The 18,733-nt window shown below is 39.1% G+C and carries 15 protein-coding genes; 12 read left to right on the top strand and 3 right to left on the bottom strand.

Features of this window, described 5'->3' with window-relative positions:
* The first annotated feature begins 46 nt into the window (after positions 1-46).
* From gltX to CIN_RS01715, 8 genes are all read left to right on the top strand, one after another.
* On the top strand, positions 47-1,450 hold the full coding sequence (gltX, locus tag CIN_RS01750) for a glutamate--tRNA ligase (RefSeq protein ID WP_008853337.1): 1,404 nt from the start codon (positions 47-49) through the stop codon (positions 1,448-1,450).
* Entirely contained in the window at positions 1,443-2,378 is a 936-nt protein-coding gene (locus CIN_RS01745; protein WP_040363682.1) for an aspartate carbamoyltransferase catalytic subunit, read from the top strand. The genes gltX and CIN_RS01745 overlap by 8 nt, the downstream gene beginning before the upstream one ends.
* The gene (locus CIN_RS01740) at positions 2,375-3,667 is read left to right on the top strand and encodes a dihydroorotase (protein WP_008853335.1); all 1,293 of its coding nucleotides are present in this window, start codon (positions 2,375-2,377) and stop codon (positions 3,665-3,667) included. Before CIN_RS01745 ends, CIN_RS01740 begins: the two co-directional genes overlap by 4 nt.
* Positions 3,664-4,332: a glycerol-3-phosphate 1-O-acyltransferase PlsY gene (plsY, locus tag CIN_RS01735; RefSeq protein ID WP_050798305.1), complete on the top strand. Its 669-nt coding sequence runs from the start codon at positions 3,664-3,666 to the stop codon at positions 4,330-4,332. Before CIN_RS01740 ends, plsY begins: the two co-directional genes overlap by 4 nt.
* Positions 4,325-5,479, top strand: a complete 1,155-nt coding sequence (dprA, locus tag CIN_RS01730; protein WP_008853333.1) for a DNA-processing protein DprA — start codon at positions 4,325-4,327, stop codon at positions 5,477-5,479. The genes plsY and dprA overlap by 8 nt, the downstream gene beginning before the upstream one ends.
* Before the next feature lie 171 nt (positions 5,480-5,650).
* On the top strand, positions 5,651-8,305 hold the full coding sequence (gene topA / locus CIN_RS01725; RefSeq protein WP_040363681.1) for a type I DNA topoisomerase: 2,655 nt from the start codon (positions 5,651-5,653) through the stop codon (positions 8,303-8,305).
* Between the two features lie 255 nt (positions 8,306-8,560).
* A complete protein-coding gene (locus CIN_RS01720) occupies positions 8,561-10,105 on the top strand; it encodes a S41 family peptidase (RefSeq protein ID WP_170314017.1) in 1,545 nt (514 codons plus the stop codon).
* 192 nt (positions 10,106-10,297) lie between these two features.
* Positions 10,298-11,449, top strand: coding sequence for an OmpA family protein (locus tag CIN_RS01715; RefSeq protein WP_040363680.1), 1,152 nt, complete (start codon positions 10,298-10,300; stop codon positions 11,447-11,449).
* A gap of 81 nt (positions 11,450-11,530) precedes the next feature.
* Here the strand turns inward: CIN_RS01715 and cysK are convergent, their stop codons facing one another.
* Entirely contained in the window at positions 11,531-12,514 is a 984-nt protein-coding gene (gene cysK / locus CIN_RS01710; protein WP_008853329.1) for a cysteine synthase A, read from the bottom strand.
* 182 nt (positions 12,515-12,696) lie between these two features.
* On the opposite strand from cysK, the gene CIN_RS01705 reads away from it, so the two are divergent.
* On the top strand, positions 12,697-13,146 hold the full coding sequence (locus CIN_RS01705; protein WP_008853328.1) for an RrF2 family transcriptional regulator: 450 nt from the start codon (positions 12,697-12,699) through the stop codon (positions 13,144-13,146).
* A gap of 63 nt (positions 13,147-13,209) precedes the next feature.
* Here CIN_RS01705 and CIN_RS01700 read toward each other — a convergent pair whose 3' ends face one another.
* A complete protein-coding gene (locus CIN_RS01700; protein WP_008853327.1) occupies positions 13,210-13,776 on the bottom strand; it encodes a hypothetical protein in 567 nt (188 codons plus the stop codon).
* Between the two features lie 400 nt (positions 13,777-14,176).
* On the opposite strand from CIN_RS01700, the gene CIN_RS01695 reads away from it, so the two are divergent.
* The 3 genes from CIN_RS01695 (at position 14,177) to CIN_RS01685 (ending at position 17,141) form a co-directional block, all read left to right on the top strand.
* The gene (locus CIN_RS01695; RefSeq protein ID WP_008853326.1) at positions 14,177-14,719 is read left to right on the top strand and encodes a hypothetical protein; all 543 of its coding nucleotides are present in this window, start codon (positions 14,177-14,179) and stop codon (positions 14,717-14,719) included.
* A gap of 64 nt (positions 14,720-14,783) precedes the next feature.
* Positions 14,784-16,790 (top strand): DNA topoisomerase IV subunit B, encoded by a 2,007-nt coding sequence (gene parE, locus CIN_RS01690; RefSeq protein WP_008853325.1) that lies wholly within the window; start codon positions 14,784-14,786, stop codon positions 16,788-16,790.
* A gap of 51 nt (positions 16,791-16,841) precedes the next feature.
* The gene (locus CIN_RS01685; RefSeq protein WP_008853324.1) at positions 16,842-17,141 is read left to right on the top strand and encodes a DUF3861 family protein; all 300 of its coding nucleotides are present in this window, start codon (positions 16,842-16,844) and stop codon (positions 17,139-17,141) included.
* 75 nt (positions 17,142-17,216) lie between these two features.
* On the opposite strand, the gene fumC is transcribed toward CIN_RS01685, so the two are convergent.
* Positions 17,217-18,668: a class II fumarate hydratase gene (fumC, locus tag CIN_RS01680; protein ID WP_008853323.1), complete on the bottom strand. Its 1,452-nt coding sequence runs from the start codon at positions 18,666-18,668 to the stop codon at positions 17,217-17,219.
* Between the last annotated feature and the right edge of the window lie 65 nt (positions 18,669-18,733).

Raw genomic sequence — 18,733 nt, 5'->3', positions numbered from 1 at the left:
TATATTTTAATTAAAATTTCAATTTTGCGTACCAAGAAAGACGGTTATGACAGTTCGTACACGTTTTGCTCCCAGCCCTACAGGTTTACTCCATATTGGAAATGCCAGAGCTGCCCTTTTCAACTATCTTTATGCCAAACATCATCATGGCCAGTTTTTATTACGTATCGAAGATACAGACCGAGAACGCTCTACACAAAAAGCTGTAGATGTGATTTTGGATGGTTTGGCATGGATGGGATTAACCCCAGACGAAGAACCTGTCTATCAATCTACCCGTATCAAACGACACCAAGAAGTCGCTTTACATTTACTAGAAACAGGCAAAGCTTATAAATGCTTCTGCACCCAAGAAGAGCTCGCCGATATGCGCGCCAAAGCACAAGCAGAAGGGAAAGCACCTCGCTATAATGGTTATTGGCGTGATCGTGACCCTTCAGAAGCACCAGAAGGTGCCCCTTATACCGTTCGAATTAAAGCACCACATGAAGGCAAGACCGTCCTTAATGATTTAGTTCAAGGTGAAGTGACCGTCGCAAATATTGAGCTTGATGACATGATCATCTTACGCGCAGATGGTACCCCGACCTATCAGCACGCTGTTGTTTGTGATGATCATGATATGGATATTACCCATGTTATTCGTGGGGATGATCATTTAACCAATACGTTCCGTCAACTTATGATTTATCGTGCAATGGGCTGGAATATTCCTCATTTTGCTCATCTCCCTCTCATTCATGGGCCTGATGGTGCAAAATTATCCAAGCGTCATGGAGCAAGCTCTGTTGTTGAATTCCGTGATGAAGGTTATTTACCAGAAGCCCTCTGTAATTATTTATTACGCTTAGGTTGGGGTCATGGGGATGACGAAATCCTTAGTCGTGAAGAGCAAATTAAATTATTTGATCTTGATGGAGTCGGACGCTCTCCTTCTCGTATGGATTATGCAAAATTATTACATGTAAATGGCTATTGGCTACGTCAAGCAAATGATGCTCGTTTGACTCAGGACATTATCAGTCGTCTTTCTGAGCAAGAAGGATTTGTGTTAGATCCTATCCATCAGCAGCGTATTTTAGCCCTCATGCCAGGATTAAAAGAACGCGCTAAAAGTATTGTTGAACTGACACAAAATGCTGCGTTCCTCTGTATGGAACCTCCATTACTTTTTAATGACAAAGCACAAAAGCTACTCAACGAAGAAAATTGTGCTATGCTGAGCAAACTTGCATCGCAACTTGCCACGTTAACTTCTTTTACCAAAGAGGCTATTAATCATCTTCTTCATCAATTTGCAGAAACTGAAGGGTTAAAGTTAGGCAAAGTCGCCCAACCCCTACGCGCAGCTGTAACAGGCAGCACCATGTCCCCTGGAATTGATGATACATTACTGGCTTTGGGCAAAGAAGAAGTGTTGGCTAGATTAGGAGCCGTTACCAATGGATAATCCCTTTGGACAACATTTCCTGGGAATAGAAGGTCTATCCCCTCATCATATTGAATCTTTACTTGATCGCGCTGAAAATTACGCGTTACTTAACCGTTCTCGCAAAACCCCAAGAACATTATTAAGAGAACGTACTTTAATTACTCTATTTTTTGAAAATAGTACGAGAACCCGAACCTCCTTTGAATTAGCTGGGAAACGATTAGGTGCAGACGTTATTAATATGTCTGTTTCAACCTCTTCTGTCAGCAAAGGGGAAACACTTCTCGATACGGCTTATACATTAAACGCAATGCGCGCTGACTTGTTGGTTATTCGACATGCACATTCTGGCGCACCAGCTCTATTAGCTCAAAAAGTAGATGCCAGCGTCATTAACGCGGGGGATGGCATGCACGAACATCCTACACAAGCGTTATTAGATGCACTGACAATTCGTCGTCATTACGGCACTTTATCAGGTCTAACAGTTGCGATTTGTGGTGATATTTTACATAGCCGTGTTGCACGTTCTAATATTCTCCTTCTCAATACAATGGGATGTAAAGTTCGGGTTATTGGCCCACCGACTTTGCTGCCGATGACCATTACAAAAATGGGTGCAACCCCTTATTATTCTATGGATGAAGGCATCAAAGACGTTGACGTTATTATGATGTTACGGATGCAACGCGAACGGATGCAGGCAGGCCTAGTTCCAAGTAGCAGAGAATATTTCCGCTTCTTTGGCCTAGATCGACGTCGCCTTAACCTTGCCAAACCTGGTGCTTTGGTCATGCATCCTGGCCCATTAAACCGTGGTGTAGAAATTGACAGTAACGTGGCAGATGATCCTGTACAAAGCGTCATCCAAGAACAAGTTGAAATGGGTGTTGCGGTTCGAATGGCTGTTCTTGAAAAATTCTCTCAAATAAAGGCACAACCATGAAACCATTATTGTTTACCAATGTGCGCTTAATTGATCCTAAATCAGGATTAGACAAACTTGGACGTTTATTCGTAAAAGATGGCAAGATTGCTGCTATTGACCTCCCTGAAACAGAGAAACTCCCTGAAGGCTGTGAAGTTATTGATGGTAATGGTGCAGTCCTTTGCCCTGGTTTAGTGGATATGCGGGTAACAGTTGGTGAGCCTGGCTATGAATATCGCGAAACCATTGCAACTGCGGCCGAAGCGGGTACAGCAGGTGGTATTACCACCATGGCGATCTTACCCAATAGTAAGCCCGCTATTGATAATCCAGCTCTTGTCACCTTATTAAAAGCCAAGGGAGAAGCAACACACTCTGTTAATATTTTACCTTATGGTGCCCTAAGTGTTGGGTGCGAAGGTAAAGAAATGGCTGAAATTGGATTGTTACAAGAGGCTGGAGCTATTGCCTTCACAGATGGTAATAGAGCTTTAGAAAACACACGTCTGATGATGTTAATCATGTCTTATGCACGTGGTTATAATTGTTTAATTGTACAACATCCAGAAGATCCTTCTCTTGCCAGAAATGGCAGTGCAACCAGAGGTGAGCTTGCAACAAAATTAGGATTACCTTCTATTCCTGCCGCTGCTGAATCAATTATGATTGCCAGAGACTTACGCCTTGCTGAGTTAACAGGATGTCGTTTGCATTTTGGCCATGTCTCTACTGCTGAAGGTTTAGACCTTATTCGTCAAGCAAAGCAAAAAGGACTACCCATCAGCTGTGATACAGCACCTGTTTATTTTGACTTAAATGAAGAAGCGATTGGTGACTTCCGCACTTATGCGAAATTATCTCCACCACTAAGATCAGAAGAAGATCGTCAAGCTGTCTGCCAAGCACTTGCAGATGGAACCATTGATGCCATTGCATCTGACCACTTACCTCGAGATGTGGATGATAAGCGTCTACCTTTTGCCGAAGCTGCTGCTGGTGGAACTGGATTAGTAACCTTGTTAAGTGTCACTTTATTACGTGCCAAAGAAAGCAACTTATCTCTATTAGATGCTTTATCTCTCCTCACCTATCGTCCTGCCCAATTATTAGGACATTCTTCTGGAACATTAAGTATCGGAGCAGACGCGGATCTTTGTCTTTTTGATCCTGATCAAACATGGTTAGTCGAAGCTGGTAAATTACCTGGTCGTGCACAAAATACTCCCTTTGACAATCGCAAATTACCAGGCCTTGTCTTAGGCACCTGGAAATCAGGTCGTCGCGTATTTCAAAGGCAAACATCATGATGTGGCATCTTCCCTCTTCTGCGATGCCATTAATGGCAGGAATCGCTTTGGTTTCTTATATGATTGGCAGTATTCCTTTTGGAATGTTAATCAGCCAGTTAGGGGGGATAGGTGATATTCGTAAAGTCGGATCAGGAAATATTGGGGCGACTAATGTTCTAAGAACGGGCAATAAAAAGCTCGCAGCAATGACCTTACTATGTGACATGGGTAAAGGTGCTTTGGCTGTTGCTTGTGCTTTTATTTTCGGTATGGTTTACCCTATGGCTGCCACTTCTATTGCTGCCATTTTCGTGGTTGTCGGACATTGTTTCCCGATATGGTTAGGATTTAAAGGCGGTAAAGGTGTTGCAACAGGATTAGGTGCAGCACTTGCTTTAACACCTATTGCTGGCATTTTATGTTGTACAATCTGGTTGTTAGGCGCAAAAATTTCAAAGGTATCTTCTGTCGGAGCATTATCAGCTTTCGTTGCATGGCCAATATTAATCATGATTGAAAACTCCTTTGATCTCAAAGCACCTATTTTATTCCCTACCCTTGTCATCAGCATATTGATTTTATGGCGACACCAAGCGAATATTAATCGTTTAGTCAACGGCACAGAACCCCGTATTGGCGATAAAAAAGACCTATCTTCTTTATCCAATATCGGCAATGAATAATAATAGTTCCAATACGATACCTATTCCAAAGCTAGCTTCTTATTTAAGGCTAGCAAGAACAGATGGTATTGGGGCAGTTCGCTTTCATCAGCTTTTAAAACGCTACCATACACCTGAAGCTGCTCTAGAGGCTTTGCCTTCTATACAAAGAAATAAAAAGACCGCCACCAATTTTTCTCCGCCTCCTCTCTCTTTAATTATAGAAGAAATCGAAAAAACATATGCATATGGTGGACAATTTATCTTACATGGTTTTGATGATTATCCAGAGCTCTTAGCTCAATTAGATGACGCTCCTCCTATTTTAACGATTTTAGGAAGTGCTAAACTCTTACATCGACAAAATGTTGCTATTGTTGGAGCCAGAAATGCCTCGATGCATGGGCTCAAAATCTCAGAAAGTCTTGCCGCTGACCTTGCTGCACATTCTATTGGCGTGACGTCAGGATTAGCCAGAGGAATTGATCAAGCAGCACATAAAGGAGCTTTATATACAGGTTTTACGATTGCAGCAATTGCCTGTGGAATTGATATTGTCTACCCAAGTGAACATCAAAAATTACAAAAAGAAATTGCTGAAAAAGGCGTTATTGTTTCTGAATATCCTTTAGGTGCTTCCCCTCAAGCCACCCATTTTCCTCGCCGAAATCGACTTATTGCAGGCCTTTGTCATGGATGTGTTGTAATTGAAGCTGCTTTAAATTCTGGCAGTTTAATCACTAGCAAACTTGCTTTGTCATACAATAAACCTATTTTTGCTGTTCCTGGGTCTCCTTTAGACCCTCGTTGCAAAGGCAGTAATAATTTATTGCGGATGGGAGCAACCCTCACAGAAAATGCATTAGATATTTTACCAGAGCTCTCTGTGTTAACAGCCAAGAAAAAAACTGCTTTTAAGCCAGATTTATTCGCAGAATTAGACTATGCAGTAAAGACTACGAATACTCAAACAGAGGCAGAGACACAAACCAATCCAACAATGATAGAGTCCGAAATTCTAGCGTTATTATCAACAACGCCAACACCTATTGATTTAATTATTCGTCACCTTTCTTATTCCGCAACAGAAACGCTTGGTGCCCTTACGCTACTTGAAATTAGTAATCAAATAATTTTTCAACATAATGGCTATATCCTAACCCCTTAAGATAAGATATTGATTTAAAAAAATTTCTTTTCTTTATCTTTACAAATAAATTATCAAACATTATTAACATGGAATAAAAATAACATTTGCTTCTTACTCAAGAAGCGATAGTATCTTCATTTTTATATTTCTGACTTTTTATTTTACATCTAATTCTCGTCTGGAGAAACAATGACAGACGTCATTATAGTAGAATCACCTGCCAAGGCTAAAACGATTAACAAATATCTTGGCAATCAATATACTGTTCTTGCCTCTTTTGGTCATGTGCGCGACCTGCCACCAAAGGATGGTAGCGTGCGTCCTGATGAAGATTTTGCAATGGACTGGTCCTCTGACGAACGTGGTACCAAACAAATCAAAGCCATTTCGCAAGCCCTTAAAGGGGCTAAAAATCTTTATCTCGCCACTGACCCTGACCGCGAAGGTGAAGCCATCTCATGGCATGTTCGGGCAATGTTAGAGGATAAAAAACTTCTCAAAAACATCAATGTTGAACGGGTAACTTTTAACGAGATTACCAAACAAGCAGTCCAACATGCGATGCAAAATCCTCGGGAATTAGATCAACCACTTATCGAAGCTTACCTTGCGCGTCGTGCGTTAGACTACTTAGTCGGCTTTACACTGTCCCCTATTTTATGGCGCAAATTACCAGGCTCTCGCAGCGCGGGACGGGTGCAATCTGTGGCTTTACGCCTCATTTGTGAACGTGAAGCAGAAATTGAAGTCTTCAAATCCAAAGAATATTGGACAATTAGTGGCACTTTTTTAACGTCTGAAAATGCTGCTTTTACGGCGAAACTGACACAGTTCCAAGGCAAAAAACTAGAGCAGTTTGATCTTAATAATGAAGAGCTAGCCCAACAAGCTGTTAACCTTCTTCAAAAAGAACATTTTGCAGTCCAAGCTGTTGAACGTAAAAAAACAAAACGAAATCCAGCCCCTCCTTTTACGACATCTACTTTGCAACAAGATGCCTCTCGCAAACTTCATATGAGCGCACAAAATACGATGCGCACAGCTCAACAACTGTATGAAGGTGTCGATGTGGGCGGAGAAACCGTCGGGTTAATTACCTATATGAGAACAGATGGTGTGCAAATGGCGAATGAAGCCATTACTGCTATTCGTCAACATATCGGTGACAAATTTGGAGATAATTACTTACCTTCCAAGCCTCGTCATTACACCAGTAAAGCTAAAAATGCCCAAGAAGCTCACGAAGCCATTCGACCAACCAATATTAGCTATACTCCAGATCAAGTCGCTGCTTATTTAACACCAGACCAAAAAAAGCTTTATGAACTCATCTGGAAACGTGCTGTCGCCAGCCAAATGCAATCTGCAGAACTCGATCAAGTAGCTGTCACACTTGCTAACCCTAGTAAAGAGCATCTATTCAGAGCAACAGGCTCCATGATTGCTTTTGATGGTTTCTTAAAACTTTACAAAGATATTGTTGACGATCAAGAAAAAGATCCATCTAAACAAGACATCTCGACAATGTTACCTTCTATGAAAGAAGGTGAAGAAACACAGACCAAAGCAATTCTACCTGAACAACATTTCACTCAACCTCCTCCACGTTACAGTGAAGCCTCTCTTGTTAAAAAAATGGAAGAACTCGGTATTGGTCGTCCTTCTACCTATGCGTCTATTTTAGGCGTATTGCGTGATAGAGAATATGTAACCCTTGAAAATCGTTATTTTATCCCTCAAGACCGAGGACGATTGGTTACCGCTTTTTTAACTTCTTTCTTTAAACGTTACGTAGATGTTGATTTTACTGCAAATCTTGAAGAAAAACTAGATGATATCTCTGATAGCAAGACCAATTGGAAAACAGTTTTACGTGACTTCTGGGATGATTTTTCAAAGGCAATCGAACAAACTAAAGATCTCAAAATCTCTGATGTTATTGATGCTTTAGACCACGATCTTGGCAATCACTTCTTTGCAGAATCAACAGATGGTAGTGATCCTAGAAAATGCCCGTCTTGTGATACTGGAAAACTTCATCTTAAATTAGGACGCTACGGCGCTTTTGTGGGTTGTACAAACTATCCTGAATGCCAATATACGCGTCGCTTAGGGGTTGATGGTGCTAACCCAGAAGAAGATGACACATTAAAAGAAGGCTCTCGCACTTTAGGAAATCATCCAGAAACCGATGAAGCTATTGTCCTTAAACGAGGACCTTATGGGCTTTACATTCAATGTGGAGAAGCTGACCCTGAGAATAAAAAGAAAAAACCTAAACGCGCAACCATTCCAAAAGGAATGGATGGAAATGCAATTACACTACAAGACGCAGTTGGGCTATTATCTTTGCCTCGTACATTGGGAGAATACCCCACCACAGGAGAGGCTATTCAAGCTGGTTTAGGTCCTTTTGGACCTTATATCAAAGTCGGAAACATTTTTGCTTCCTTAGATAAAACCGATAATGTCTTAACCGTAGACCTGCCCCGAGCATTAGAAGTTGTTGAGAAAAAAATGGCTTCTATTCACAATTTGGGTCCTCATCCAAAAGATAAAGAACCTGTTTTATTGCGCAAAGGACGTTTTGGATTTTATTTGCAACATAAGAAAACTGTTGCGCCATTACCAAAGGGTGATAACGGTGAAAGTTTAACTTTAGAAACAGCATTATCGATTTTGGAAGAAAAAGGTAAAACTGCTAAAGAAAAAGCAAAAAAGAAAAAAACGACAACAACTGCCGCTACCAAGACTACTGCTACCAAAAAAGCTGCGACGAAAACTACGGTCAAGAAAACGGCTGCGCCTAAAAAAACAAAAGCCAAAAAAGAAAAAGAAGACTAAAACTTACCAGATTGTTATGTATATTTTATGTAACAATCTGTGTATTTTTATCATATTCTTGATATTTATTGCTTTTAGCCCCTATTAATTTCATAAAAATTCTGTCCTAATAGTTTCTAAGTTTTTGATTATTCCTGTTATTGTAATTGGAGAAAGACAATTCCTGTCTTGTTAAGGCAAACCACACACCTATACGTTGAAACAGCCATTCAATCGATAATTTCTATGGCTATTTTTTACAAATGGTTCTTAAAAATGTTGGTCATCATCGTATTCCTCCTTACGATGAGCTTTTCTGTTGCCCTTGCTCAAGAATCTCAATCAAATACAATACAGCCTCCTCCTGAAAAAGACTTTGACCAAAGCAGTTATGTAAATGTTATTGCTACTGCATTAACATTTTTACAACCAAGGACTTTGGACGAACATTCTATTAAACAACTATGCTTATGGGGACTAAATGGCTTAAATGCTATTGATCCTTCGTTGTCCGTCAAAGAGGAAAAAGGATTACTTAACTTATACAAAGTACAGAACATCATTTATAGTACACCTCTTCCAACGACACCTGACAATATTAAACTATGGTCACAAAGTGTTGTAACTATTTGGTCTAATGCTTGGAAGAACTCTACAACAATTCAATCCGTAGGTGCTCAAGGAATTGTTCAAGCATTTTTCGATGAGCTTTTCGATCATCTAGACCCTTATTCTCGTTACGTAGCACCAAGCTCTGCAACAACAGATCGTGATACCCGTGATGGTGGAGAGGCAAGTGCTGGTATCTCTGTTATTAAACAAGGCAATTTCTTTATTATCTCATCAATTAATCCCAATGGCCCTTCATGGGAGACCGGTATTGCCACAGGTCAACGTTTATATGCCGTTGATGGTAAGAGAACTGCTAAACAATCTATAGATACTGTTTCAAAATGGCTGCGAGGTAAAGAAGGGTCTCCTCTTACTTTAACCGTTGGTTCTTCTACTAGGAAAAGAACAAAAGTAATTCGTATAAAAAGAGAAGCTGTCCCACCTGCAACTGTTTTTGCATTTACCAGCGATAATATTGTGATGCTTAAAGTCACAGCGTTCTCTACAGATACTGCCGAAGAAATCAGTCAATATCTTGATCAAGCAACACAAGATATGAAAATCAAAGGTCTTATTATTGATTTAAGAGGAAATCGTGGTGGTGTTTTACAACAAGCCATCACCAGTGCTGCTTTACTATTAGACAATGGCATTGCAGCAACGACCCAAGGTCGTTACGATGATGCAAATCATATTTGGGCCGTGCAAGGTGGTGACCTTACCAAAGGGATTCCTATTGTTATTTTAGTCGATGGTCATACTGCAAGTGCAGCAGAAATCTTAACAGCAGCCTTGTCAGACCATAAACGTGCTGTTGTTATTGGAAGCACAACGCTCGGTAAAGGATTAGTTCAAACCATTGCTCAATTACCCGATAACGGTGAATTATTCGTTACATGGAGTCGTGTTTTAGCACCTTTAGGGTGGCCTCTCCAAGGGCTTGGAGTAATGCCTCAAATATGCACAAGCCGTGGAGAACAGTTCGTAACCAAGCAAATTAATGCTTTAAAGAATCCTCCTTCTTTTTATAAAGAAAACGTCGTAGCCTCTCGCAAAGCACGCCCCCCTCTTGACGCAAAAACAATTCAAACTATTCGAAGCGCTTGTCCTGCAGCTCTAGGAACAGACGCTGATCTAACTGTCGCTAACATGCTTATTTTAAAACCCGCGCTTTATAAACAAGCACTCGATTTAATCCCAAATGAGTAATGTTTCCCTTTCGAATTTAATATATCTTATTTGATAAAATAACTAAATATGTGATGTTTGTATGACAACAATAAAACTTTTTATTAAAAAAACGATTTTTTACTTCTTTCTTCTATCAAAACACGCTATTTCCATTGAACATATTGGTTATAACGCAACGACCGTTACACTTACAGGAGTTTAAAGGTTAAGATGAATTTACGCTTTCGTCTATTAATGACATCCCTATTCAGCCTTTCAGCATCTTTTTGTGTAACATCATTCTTGGCTTCAACAGCTCAAGCACAACCTGTTCAAGGAGTGTATGTTGGTGGAGCTGGTGGTGTTAGCTTCAACCAAGATCAAGTTGTTCGCTTAAATAAATTTATGCCAGGTGGACGTGATAAATACAGCCCTGGCGCAACAGCAGTCACCAGCCTTGGTTATGGTTTAGGAAACGGTTTCCGTGTTGAAATCGAAGGAAACTATCGTAATAATCAACTAAAACAGCAAAATTTAGGCTCTTATAAAGCCCATGGTGAAGGCCGTCAACAAACCTATGGGTTTATGGCAAATGCTCTTTTTGATATGGATGTTGGTAGCCCTTATATTTTCCCTTATTTTGGAGCAGGTATCGGTTACGGCTGGTCTTCCATGAACGGTGTTAAACTACGCACCTCAGATAACCGTTTGACCGAACATCTTGGCGGAACTTTTGGCAATTTCTCCTATCAAGCTATTGGTGGTTTATCCTTCCCTACCCCATGGGTTGTTGGATTATCCTTTACAACAGAATATCGTTTCTGGACAATGCTAGGGCCACAAAGCCACACAGCTGATGTATGGGGAACACAAGGTGGTTATAACACAACTCATGCTTATAGCCAAGCACGTGGGAACAGAGATACAACAACATATTTTAACCACTCCATTCTATTAGGGTTAAGATATGAATTTAATCCTGCACCACCACCGACAGCACCAATTCAAGAAGCCCCGATTGTTCCTCAATCAACAAAAGCTCGTACTTATTTAGTATTTTTTGCGTGGGATAGTTATGCACTTGATAGTCGTGCAACATCTATCGTTAAAGAAGCTGCACAAGCGTATAATAGTGTTCGTAGCACTCGTATTGAAGCCGATGGGTATACAGATAGTTCTGCAGCTCCAAATGAACAAGGAAAACGCTATAATGTTGCCTTATCTCTTAAAAGAGCACGTTCTATCAAAGCTGAATTAATTAAAAACGGCGTTCCTGCAAGTAGTATCGATATCCATGGGTATGGATCAGAGCATCCTTTAGTTCCTACGGGTCCTAATGTTCGTGAACCACAGAATCGTCGCGTAGAAATTATTTTACATTAATCATTAATATACTTAGTAATTTGCCTAATAATAAAAAGCGGGAAATAATCCCGCTTTTTATTTATCTAATACTTAAAGTTACTATCCTAGACCATTAAATAACGGTGTTGATAAATAACGTTCTGCAAAAGACGGTGCAATTGCAACAATCATTTTACCCTTATTTTCAGGACGAGCAGCTAATTGCAAACTTGCATATAATGCTGCACCAGATGAAATCCCAACAGGAATACCATCTAAACCAGCAAGCTTCCGTGAAGTAGCTAAAGCATCATTCTCTGAAACCATAAGTACTTGCTTTAACAAATCCATTTCTAAAACTTTTGGTTTAAACCCTGCTCCAATTCCTTGTATCCCATGAGGCCCAGGCTCTTCACCATTTAAAATAGCGCTTTCCGCAGGTTCTACACCATAAATCTCAATATTTGGATTATGTTTTTGTAACCCTTTGGCAATACCAGTAATCGTTCCTCCAGTACCTATACCAGCAACAACGATATCAACTTTACCTGCCGTATCTTGCCATATTTCTTGAGCTGTTGTGTATTCATGAACCACGGCATTCACTGGATTTTCAAATTGTTTTGGCATCCAAGCATTAGGGGTTGTTTCTACGATTTCTTCTGCACGAGCAATCGCACCAGCCATTCCTAAATGACCAGGAGTAAGCTCAAGCTGTGCATCTAAAAAACGCATCATTTTTCTACGTTCAATAGATGCTTTCTCAGGCATTGTAACAATTAAGCGATAACCTCTTGCCGCAGCAACAAAAGCCAATCCAATACCTGTATTTCCTGATGTTGGCTCTACCAATATACTTTTATGAGGGCTAATTAAACCATCTGCCTCAGCCTGTAACACCATAGCCGTTGCCAAGCGATCTTTAACAGATGCAAGTGGATTAAAACATTCTAGTTTTAATAAAATATCTGCTGCAACTTGCTCTTTTTTGAGAAAGTTGGAAGGACGAACAAGCGGTGTTCCCCCTACAGTTTCTATTAATGAATTATATATTCTACCTCTTGGTTTTTCAAATCCAAAATTTTTACCTTTAATATCAGTCACTTTTCAACAATCTCCTCTATCTTACTTTATCCGTAAAAATTATATCACTATAATTTGTTGTGAATAAATTATTTTCTATAGAATAACCCTATTTTTTATCTTATTATAGATTATATATGCTATTTAGAATAACAAGTATTTTTTTATTATTTATATCGATAGTTTGATATTGAAAGAATCTTATGCTTTTAAGACAAGATCGCGCCATTATTGCTATTTTAATCGTAACGGATATTGCTTTTTATGCAAGCCGTAATAATACCGTCAGTGCTGCTGATATTTCTACTCGTACAAATTTACCCAAAAGAAGTATCGAACCCTTATTGCAACTTCTATCAAAAGCATCCATTTTAGAAAGCACAAGAGGTCCTCATGGAGGATATCATCTCGCAAAACCTAAACGTTTAATTACGATTGCAAGTATCATTCAAGCGATTTCTGTGCAAGAAAAAGAAAAATATACCGAAATTCTGTCCCCATTATACTTACAGGTTGTCAAACCTTTTTGGGAAAAAACAGATCAAAAAATACTCAAAGATGCTGCTAAAATTACATTACAAGATCTTATCAAAACAGCCGAAGAAAAAGGGATGAAACGTCCTCGCCCCACCCCTATCTATTTTACAATATAACACGTCAAAAATATAACATATCAAATATGAAGTAAAATATACTTCATATTTGACTAAACTACATTAATTAGATGTTGTTTTCTTAGTTGCCTTACGACGAACTGCTTTTTTACGTGTTGTCGTTGTTTTTTTAGTTTTACTCGTAGAGTGAGTAACTGGAGCTGTTACAGCAGGTTTAGGAACCTGAACGCCTGTATTATCAACAGTAACATCTACTAATAATGGTGTTTTCTTAGTACCATCTTTATGAATAAGATTTACAGTGAACTTATCTGCACCAGCGTATGCCATGGTCGGTATGTAACGCACATAAGTATGATGGTTATAATTATACAAAAACGCCTTACCATGTTCAGGATTTTCAGTCATACCAAAAGATACAAAAGAATCTTTGGTATCAGGATCGCGAACAACAAATTCGCATTGCCCATCATCACTACGAACAGACATTGTTGCTTTCCAGCTACCATCTTTTTCGGTGGTAATTGGTGTTACTTTACACACAGCTGAACGCTTCGTATATTTAAACGGATTAGCTGCCTCACTATCGGGAGAAAGCCCTTGCTGTTGTTGACATGCGGTCAAGGCAAACCCTAAACCAACCAAAACTAAAGATAATTGAAGACGCACGTACTAGCCCCCATTGCATTCAACGAAAAACCATTTTTCGTTTTATGATTATTGATCAAACCATTTACTAATAACAAAATTATACTGAGATAATTCATAGTCTATCAAACTCTTAGAATAGAATATATCCACATAATTTCTAAAGAATAAAAACATTCTTTATCATTTATAAAAGATAAAACAATAATTTTTTATCGTTCACAATAAGTTAATAAGAATAACAATAAACTATTGCATTATATAAAATACCCGTTTATATGCAAAAGACAAATCAATATGAACTCATGCAGGTTTAAATTGCTAAGAAATAAAAATAGCTGAAAAAAAATATCGAATCGGTTATTTTATATTCATTTGGTGTGTTTATAATCATTTTCCTTTTCCTAATTTGGAGAATTGAATGTCTTTTTCAATGAAACGTCTCGCTCTTTCTGGGTTAATCCTTGGGGGTCTTACCTTGGGTCAAGTCAGTGCTGCAAATGCAGCTTGTCGTAATTCTGCTGCTCGTGATGCTTTTAATGTCGAAGGCTTAAAAAGTGAGCTGATGGTTACAGCCCTTTCTTGTCAAGCACAAGATCAATATAATGGTTTTATTAAACAATTCGGTCCTATTGTTAATGAACAAGAAGTAAAATTAAAACAGCATTTCCGCACAACCTATGGACGTAGCGCCCAAAAAGCACAAGATGATTATATCACGCAATTAGCAAATGTTCAGTCTTCTCAAGGCTTAAAAGCAGGAACTATTTTCTGCTTACAAAGAATGAGCATGTTTGATGAAGTTAAACCTTTACAATCAGCTAAAGATTTATCTCAATACGCAGATGCTAAAGACATTATGCAACCAACCTCAATCGAAGTCTGCGATGCTCCTGCTTCATCTAAAGCAAGAGCAACAAAAAAACGCACAGTAAGACATACAAAAAAAACGACTAAAAAATAATAAAATTGAGAAAGATGAAGAAAGTAATGAGTAAAATTGTACCGTTTACAGGAACAGTCACAATATGAGCGATTTATTTTCTTCTAATGACTCTAAAAATACACAACTGCCCCCCTCTGCCTCGTCAGATTCAAACAGTTATAATGCTAATGATATTGAAGTCTTAGAAGGACTAGAACCAGTTCGAAGACGACCAGGCATGTATATTGGGGGTACAGATGAAGGCGCCTATCATCATATGGCTTCTGAAATCCTTGACAACTCCATGGATGAAGCAGTTGGTGGTTTTGCTAACCTTATTCAAGTAAGCTTAGATATTGGAAATAAACTGACTATTCGAGATAATGGTCGTGGTATTCCAGTCGATCCACATCCCAAATTTAAAGATAAATCCGCATTAGAAGTTATTTTAACAACTTTGCATGCAGGCGGAAAATTCTCTAACAAAGTTTATAATACTGCAGGTGGGTTGCACGGCGTTGGTTCCTCAGTAGTGAATGCTCTTTCTTCTTGGATGGAAGTAGAAATCGCCAGAGATAAAATTCTTTGGAAGCAAACATATGAGCGGGGAAACCCTGTCACACCTTTAATACAAGTTGGGCCCATACAAAACCGCCGTGGTACACAAATCAGCTTTATTCCTGATACAGAGATTTTTGGTGACATTCATTTCTCACCAAAACAGCTTTTTAAACTTTGTCGTGCAAAAGCCTTTTTATTTAAAGGGGTTACTATTCGTTGGTCATGTGACGAATCTCTTATCAAAAATAATGATATTCCAACACAAACAACACTGCACTTCCCAAATGGTTTAGAAGATAGCCTTAAAGAAGAAATTGATCCAAATAATCTCGTATGTCCTATTTGGTCAGGAGACGTCGCTCTTCCAACGGATACAGATGGGCAAGATACAGGCCGTATTGAATGGTCTATTGCTTGGTTGACTAAAGGTGACTCTTCTCTAAGTTCTTTTTGTAACACCATCCCTACGCCACTCGGCGGAACACATGAGCAAGGTTTTAGAAATGCTTTGCTTAAGGGAATCAGGGCTTGGGGCGATCAACGTGCTAATAAACGCGCCTCTATTATTACTGCTGACGATGTTTTAGGCTCTCTTGCCGCTAAATTATCTGTATTTATTCGTGATCCAGAATTCCAAGGCCAAACGAAAGAAAAACTGAGCTCTAAAGAAACTGTTAAACTCGTTGAAACTGCTTTACGAGACCGTTTAGATCATTGGCTGGCAGCTGATCCAAGTCAAGCGGATACCTTATTTTTATCTATTTTAGAAAAAGCTGAAGATCGCCTACGTCGTAAAGAAAATAAAGATACCCCAAGAAAAAGTGCAACAAAGCGTTTACGCCTTCCAGGAAAATTAACCGACTGTACCAAAGAAAACGCTGCAATTACTGAAATCTTTATTGTTGAAGGTGATTCTGCTGGTGGTTCTGCAAAACAAGCACGTAACCGCGAAACTCAAGCGATCCTTCCTTTACGTGGGAAAATCCTTAATGTTGCCAGTGCTTCTAATCAAAAATTGAATAATAACCAAGAGCTAAAAGACCTTATCGAAGCACTTGGATGTGGAATCGGATCTCACTTTGATATACAAAAACTCCGCTATGGTCGTGTCATTATAATGACAGATGCGGATGTTGATGGTGCACATATTGCGTCCCTACTCATGACATTCTTTTATCAAGAATTACCAGAGCTCGTCCATCAAGGGAAAATTTATCTTGCTCAACCTCCTCTTTATCGTCTAACCCAAGGCGAAAAAAGCATCTATGCAATGGACGACAAAGATAAAGAGAAAAAGCAAAATAAGTTAAGCCAAAACAGAGGTAAAGTTGAAGTTTCACGCTTTAAAGGTCTCGGGGAAATGCCTCCCAAAGATCTTAAAGAAACAACAATGGATCCTAAACACCGAACATTACTAAAGGTAACTATTCCTCAAGAAGACATCGAATTCACTGAAGAACGTGTCTCTAATTTAATGGGGAAAAAATCTGAAATGCGTTTTCAATTTATCCAAGAACATGCTGGTTCTGTAGAGATGTTGGATATTTAAATAATTTTCCTATAATATAGAGAATAATTCTCATTATTATAGGAAATATTAATGTCTGAAAAGAAAACAAATCTTTATCAAGTCCAACTTAAAGAACTTGTCCTTAAAAACGAACAAGATGCCCATCGCCATCTAGACTTACAATTCAATTATCACGATGATTTATTTGAAATATTTGACAAAGTCAGAAGTAAAAACCACTTTCAATCAGAACAAGATATGACTCAATTTGTTCTTGGCTTAAAATTAATGACTGCAATTATTTTAAAAGATAAAGAAAATCCTTTATTTAGCGAGCTAAAGCCAGCGATTATGGAATTTATGAAAAAATTAAAACAAAACAAAGAATAAACAATATTTATCCCAGAAAAATAGCAAACCTTTTTATCGGTTTGCTATTTTTATAATCATATCAAAAAACTCTATTTAAGCGCCTTCAACACCATCCCCTGCCATCAAACGTGGTTTAATATGCTCATCGAATTGCTTTTCGTCTAATAAGCCCGTTTTTAATGCTGCCTCTTTAAGGCTTAAGCCTTCAACATCTCCTAAATGTGCAATTTTTGCAGCGCCATCATATCCCACTACAGGTGCTAGTGCGGTTACTAACATCAATGAATTATCAATATAATGTTGAATACGCTTTTCATTCAAAGTTGTTCCTTCAACAGAGAACTCACGGAATGCTTTTGCTGCATCGGTTAGTAAATGCGTTGCATGTAAAGCATTCATAATAACTAAAGGACGCGTAACATTCAGTTGTAAATTCCCCTGAGACCCAGCAATTGCAACCGCAGCATCAAGCCCCATTACCTGAATACAAACCATAATCATCGCTTCACATTGAGTAGGATTTACTTTACCAGGCATGATCGAAGAACCAGGCTCATTTTCTGGCAAATGTAACTCACCTAATCCACAACGAGGACCTGAAGCCAACCAACGAGTATCATTGGCAATTTTCATTAATACGGTTGCCACACCACGTAAAGCAGCCATCACAGCGACCATACCGTCTAAACCACCAAGGGCCGCGAATTTATTCGGTGCAGTTATAAAAGGCTGCCTTGTAATTTCAGAGATCTTTTCTGCAATAGCCTTAGAAAAACCTTTCGGTGCATTGAGCCCAGTACCAACAGCAGTTCCCCCTGCTGCTAATTCAAATACACCACGTTCAGCTTCTTTAACTCGATGAACCGCATCTTTTAATTGATATGCCCAACCAGACCATTCTTGTCCAACTGTTAATGGAACAGCATCTTGTAAATGTGTACGTCCAATTTTAACAACTTCAAACCACTCTTCAGCTTTGGCTTCGATGGCTTTCACTAATTTTGTTAATTCAGGGAAAAAACTTTTCTCTAATTCTAAAGCAATTGCAACATGCATTGCGGTTGGAAAGCTATCGTTTGAAGATTGCCCCATATTCACATGATCGTTTGGATGTACAGGCTTCTTTGAACCAATTTCTCCGCCCAATAATTGAATAGCACGATTAGCAATTACTTCATTCGCATTCATATTAGTTTGCGTGCCAGATCCCGTTTGCCATACACATAATGGAAAATGCTCATCTAACTCTCCATTAGCAGCCTCTTTAGAGGCTTGTACAATCGCTTCTGCAATTGTATTATCCATACGACCTGCAGCAGCATTAACCTCTGCAGCAGCCCCCTTCACAACACCATATGCATGATACACTTCACGTGGCATCACATCACCACCAATATTAAAATGGTGTAACGAACGTTGTGTTTGTGCGCCCCAATAACGATCTGCTGGTACTTCCACAGCGCCCATAGAATCGCTCTCTTTTCGTATTCCCGTTGCCTGAATACCAATTTCTACATATTTATAAGATGCTTTATCCTGAGCCATTGAGAAAATCCCTTTGATTTAAAATTACAATCCATCATAAAAAAAACCCACTGCAAAGCCAAGGC

Source organism: Commensalibacter intestini A911, assembly GCF_000231445.1.
In the GTDB taxonomy this organism is placed as follows: Bacteria; Pseudomonadota; Alphaproteobacteria; order Acetobacterales; family Acetobacteraceae; genus Commensalibacter; species Commensalibacter intestini.
The sequence above is the reverse complement of the archived record's forward strand: the minus strand, read 5'-3'. Positions and strand labels throughout refer to the sequence as shown.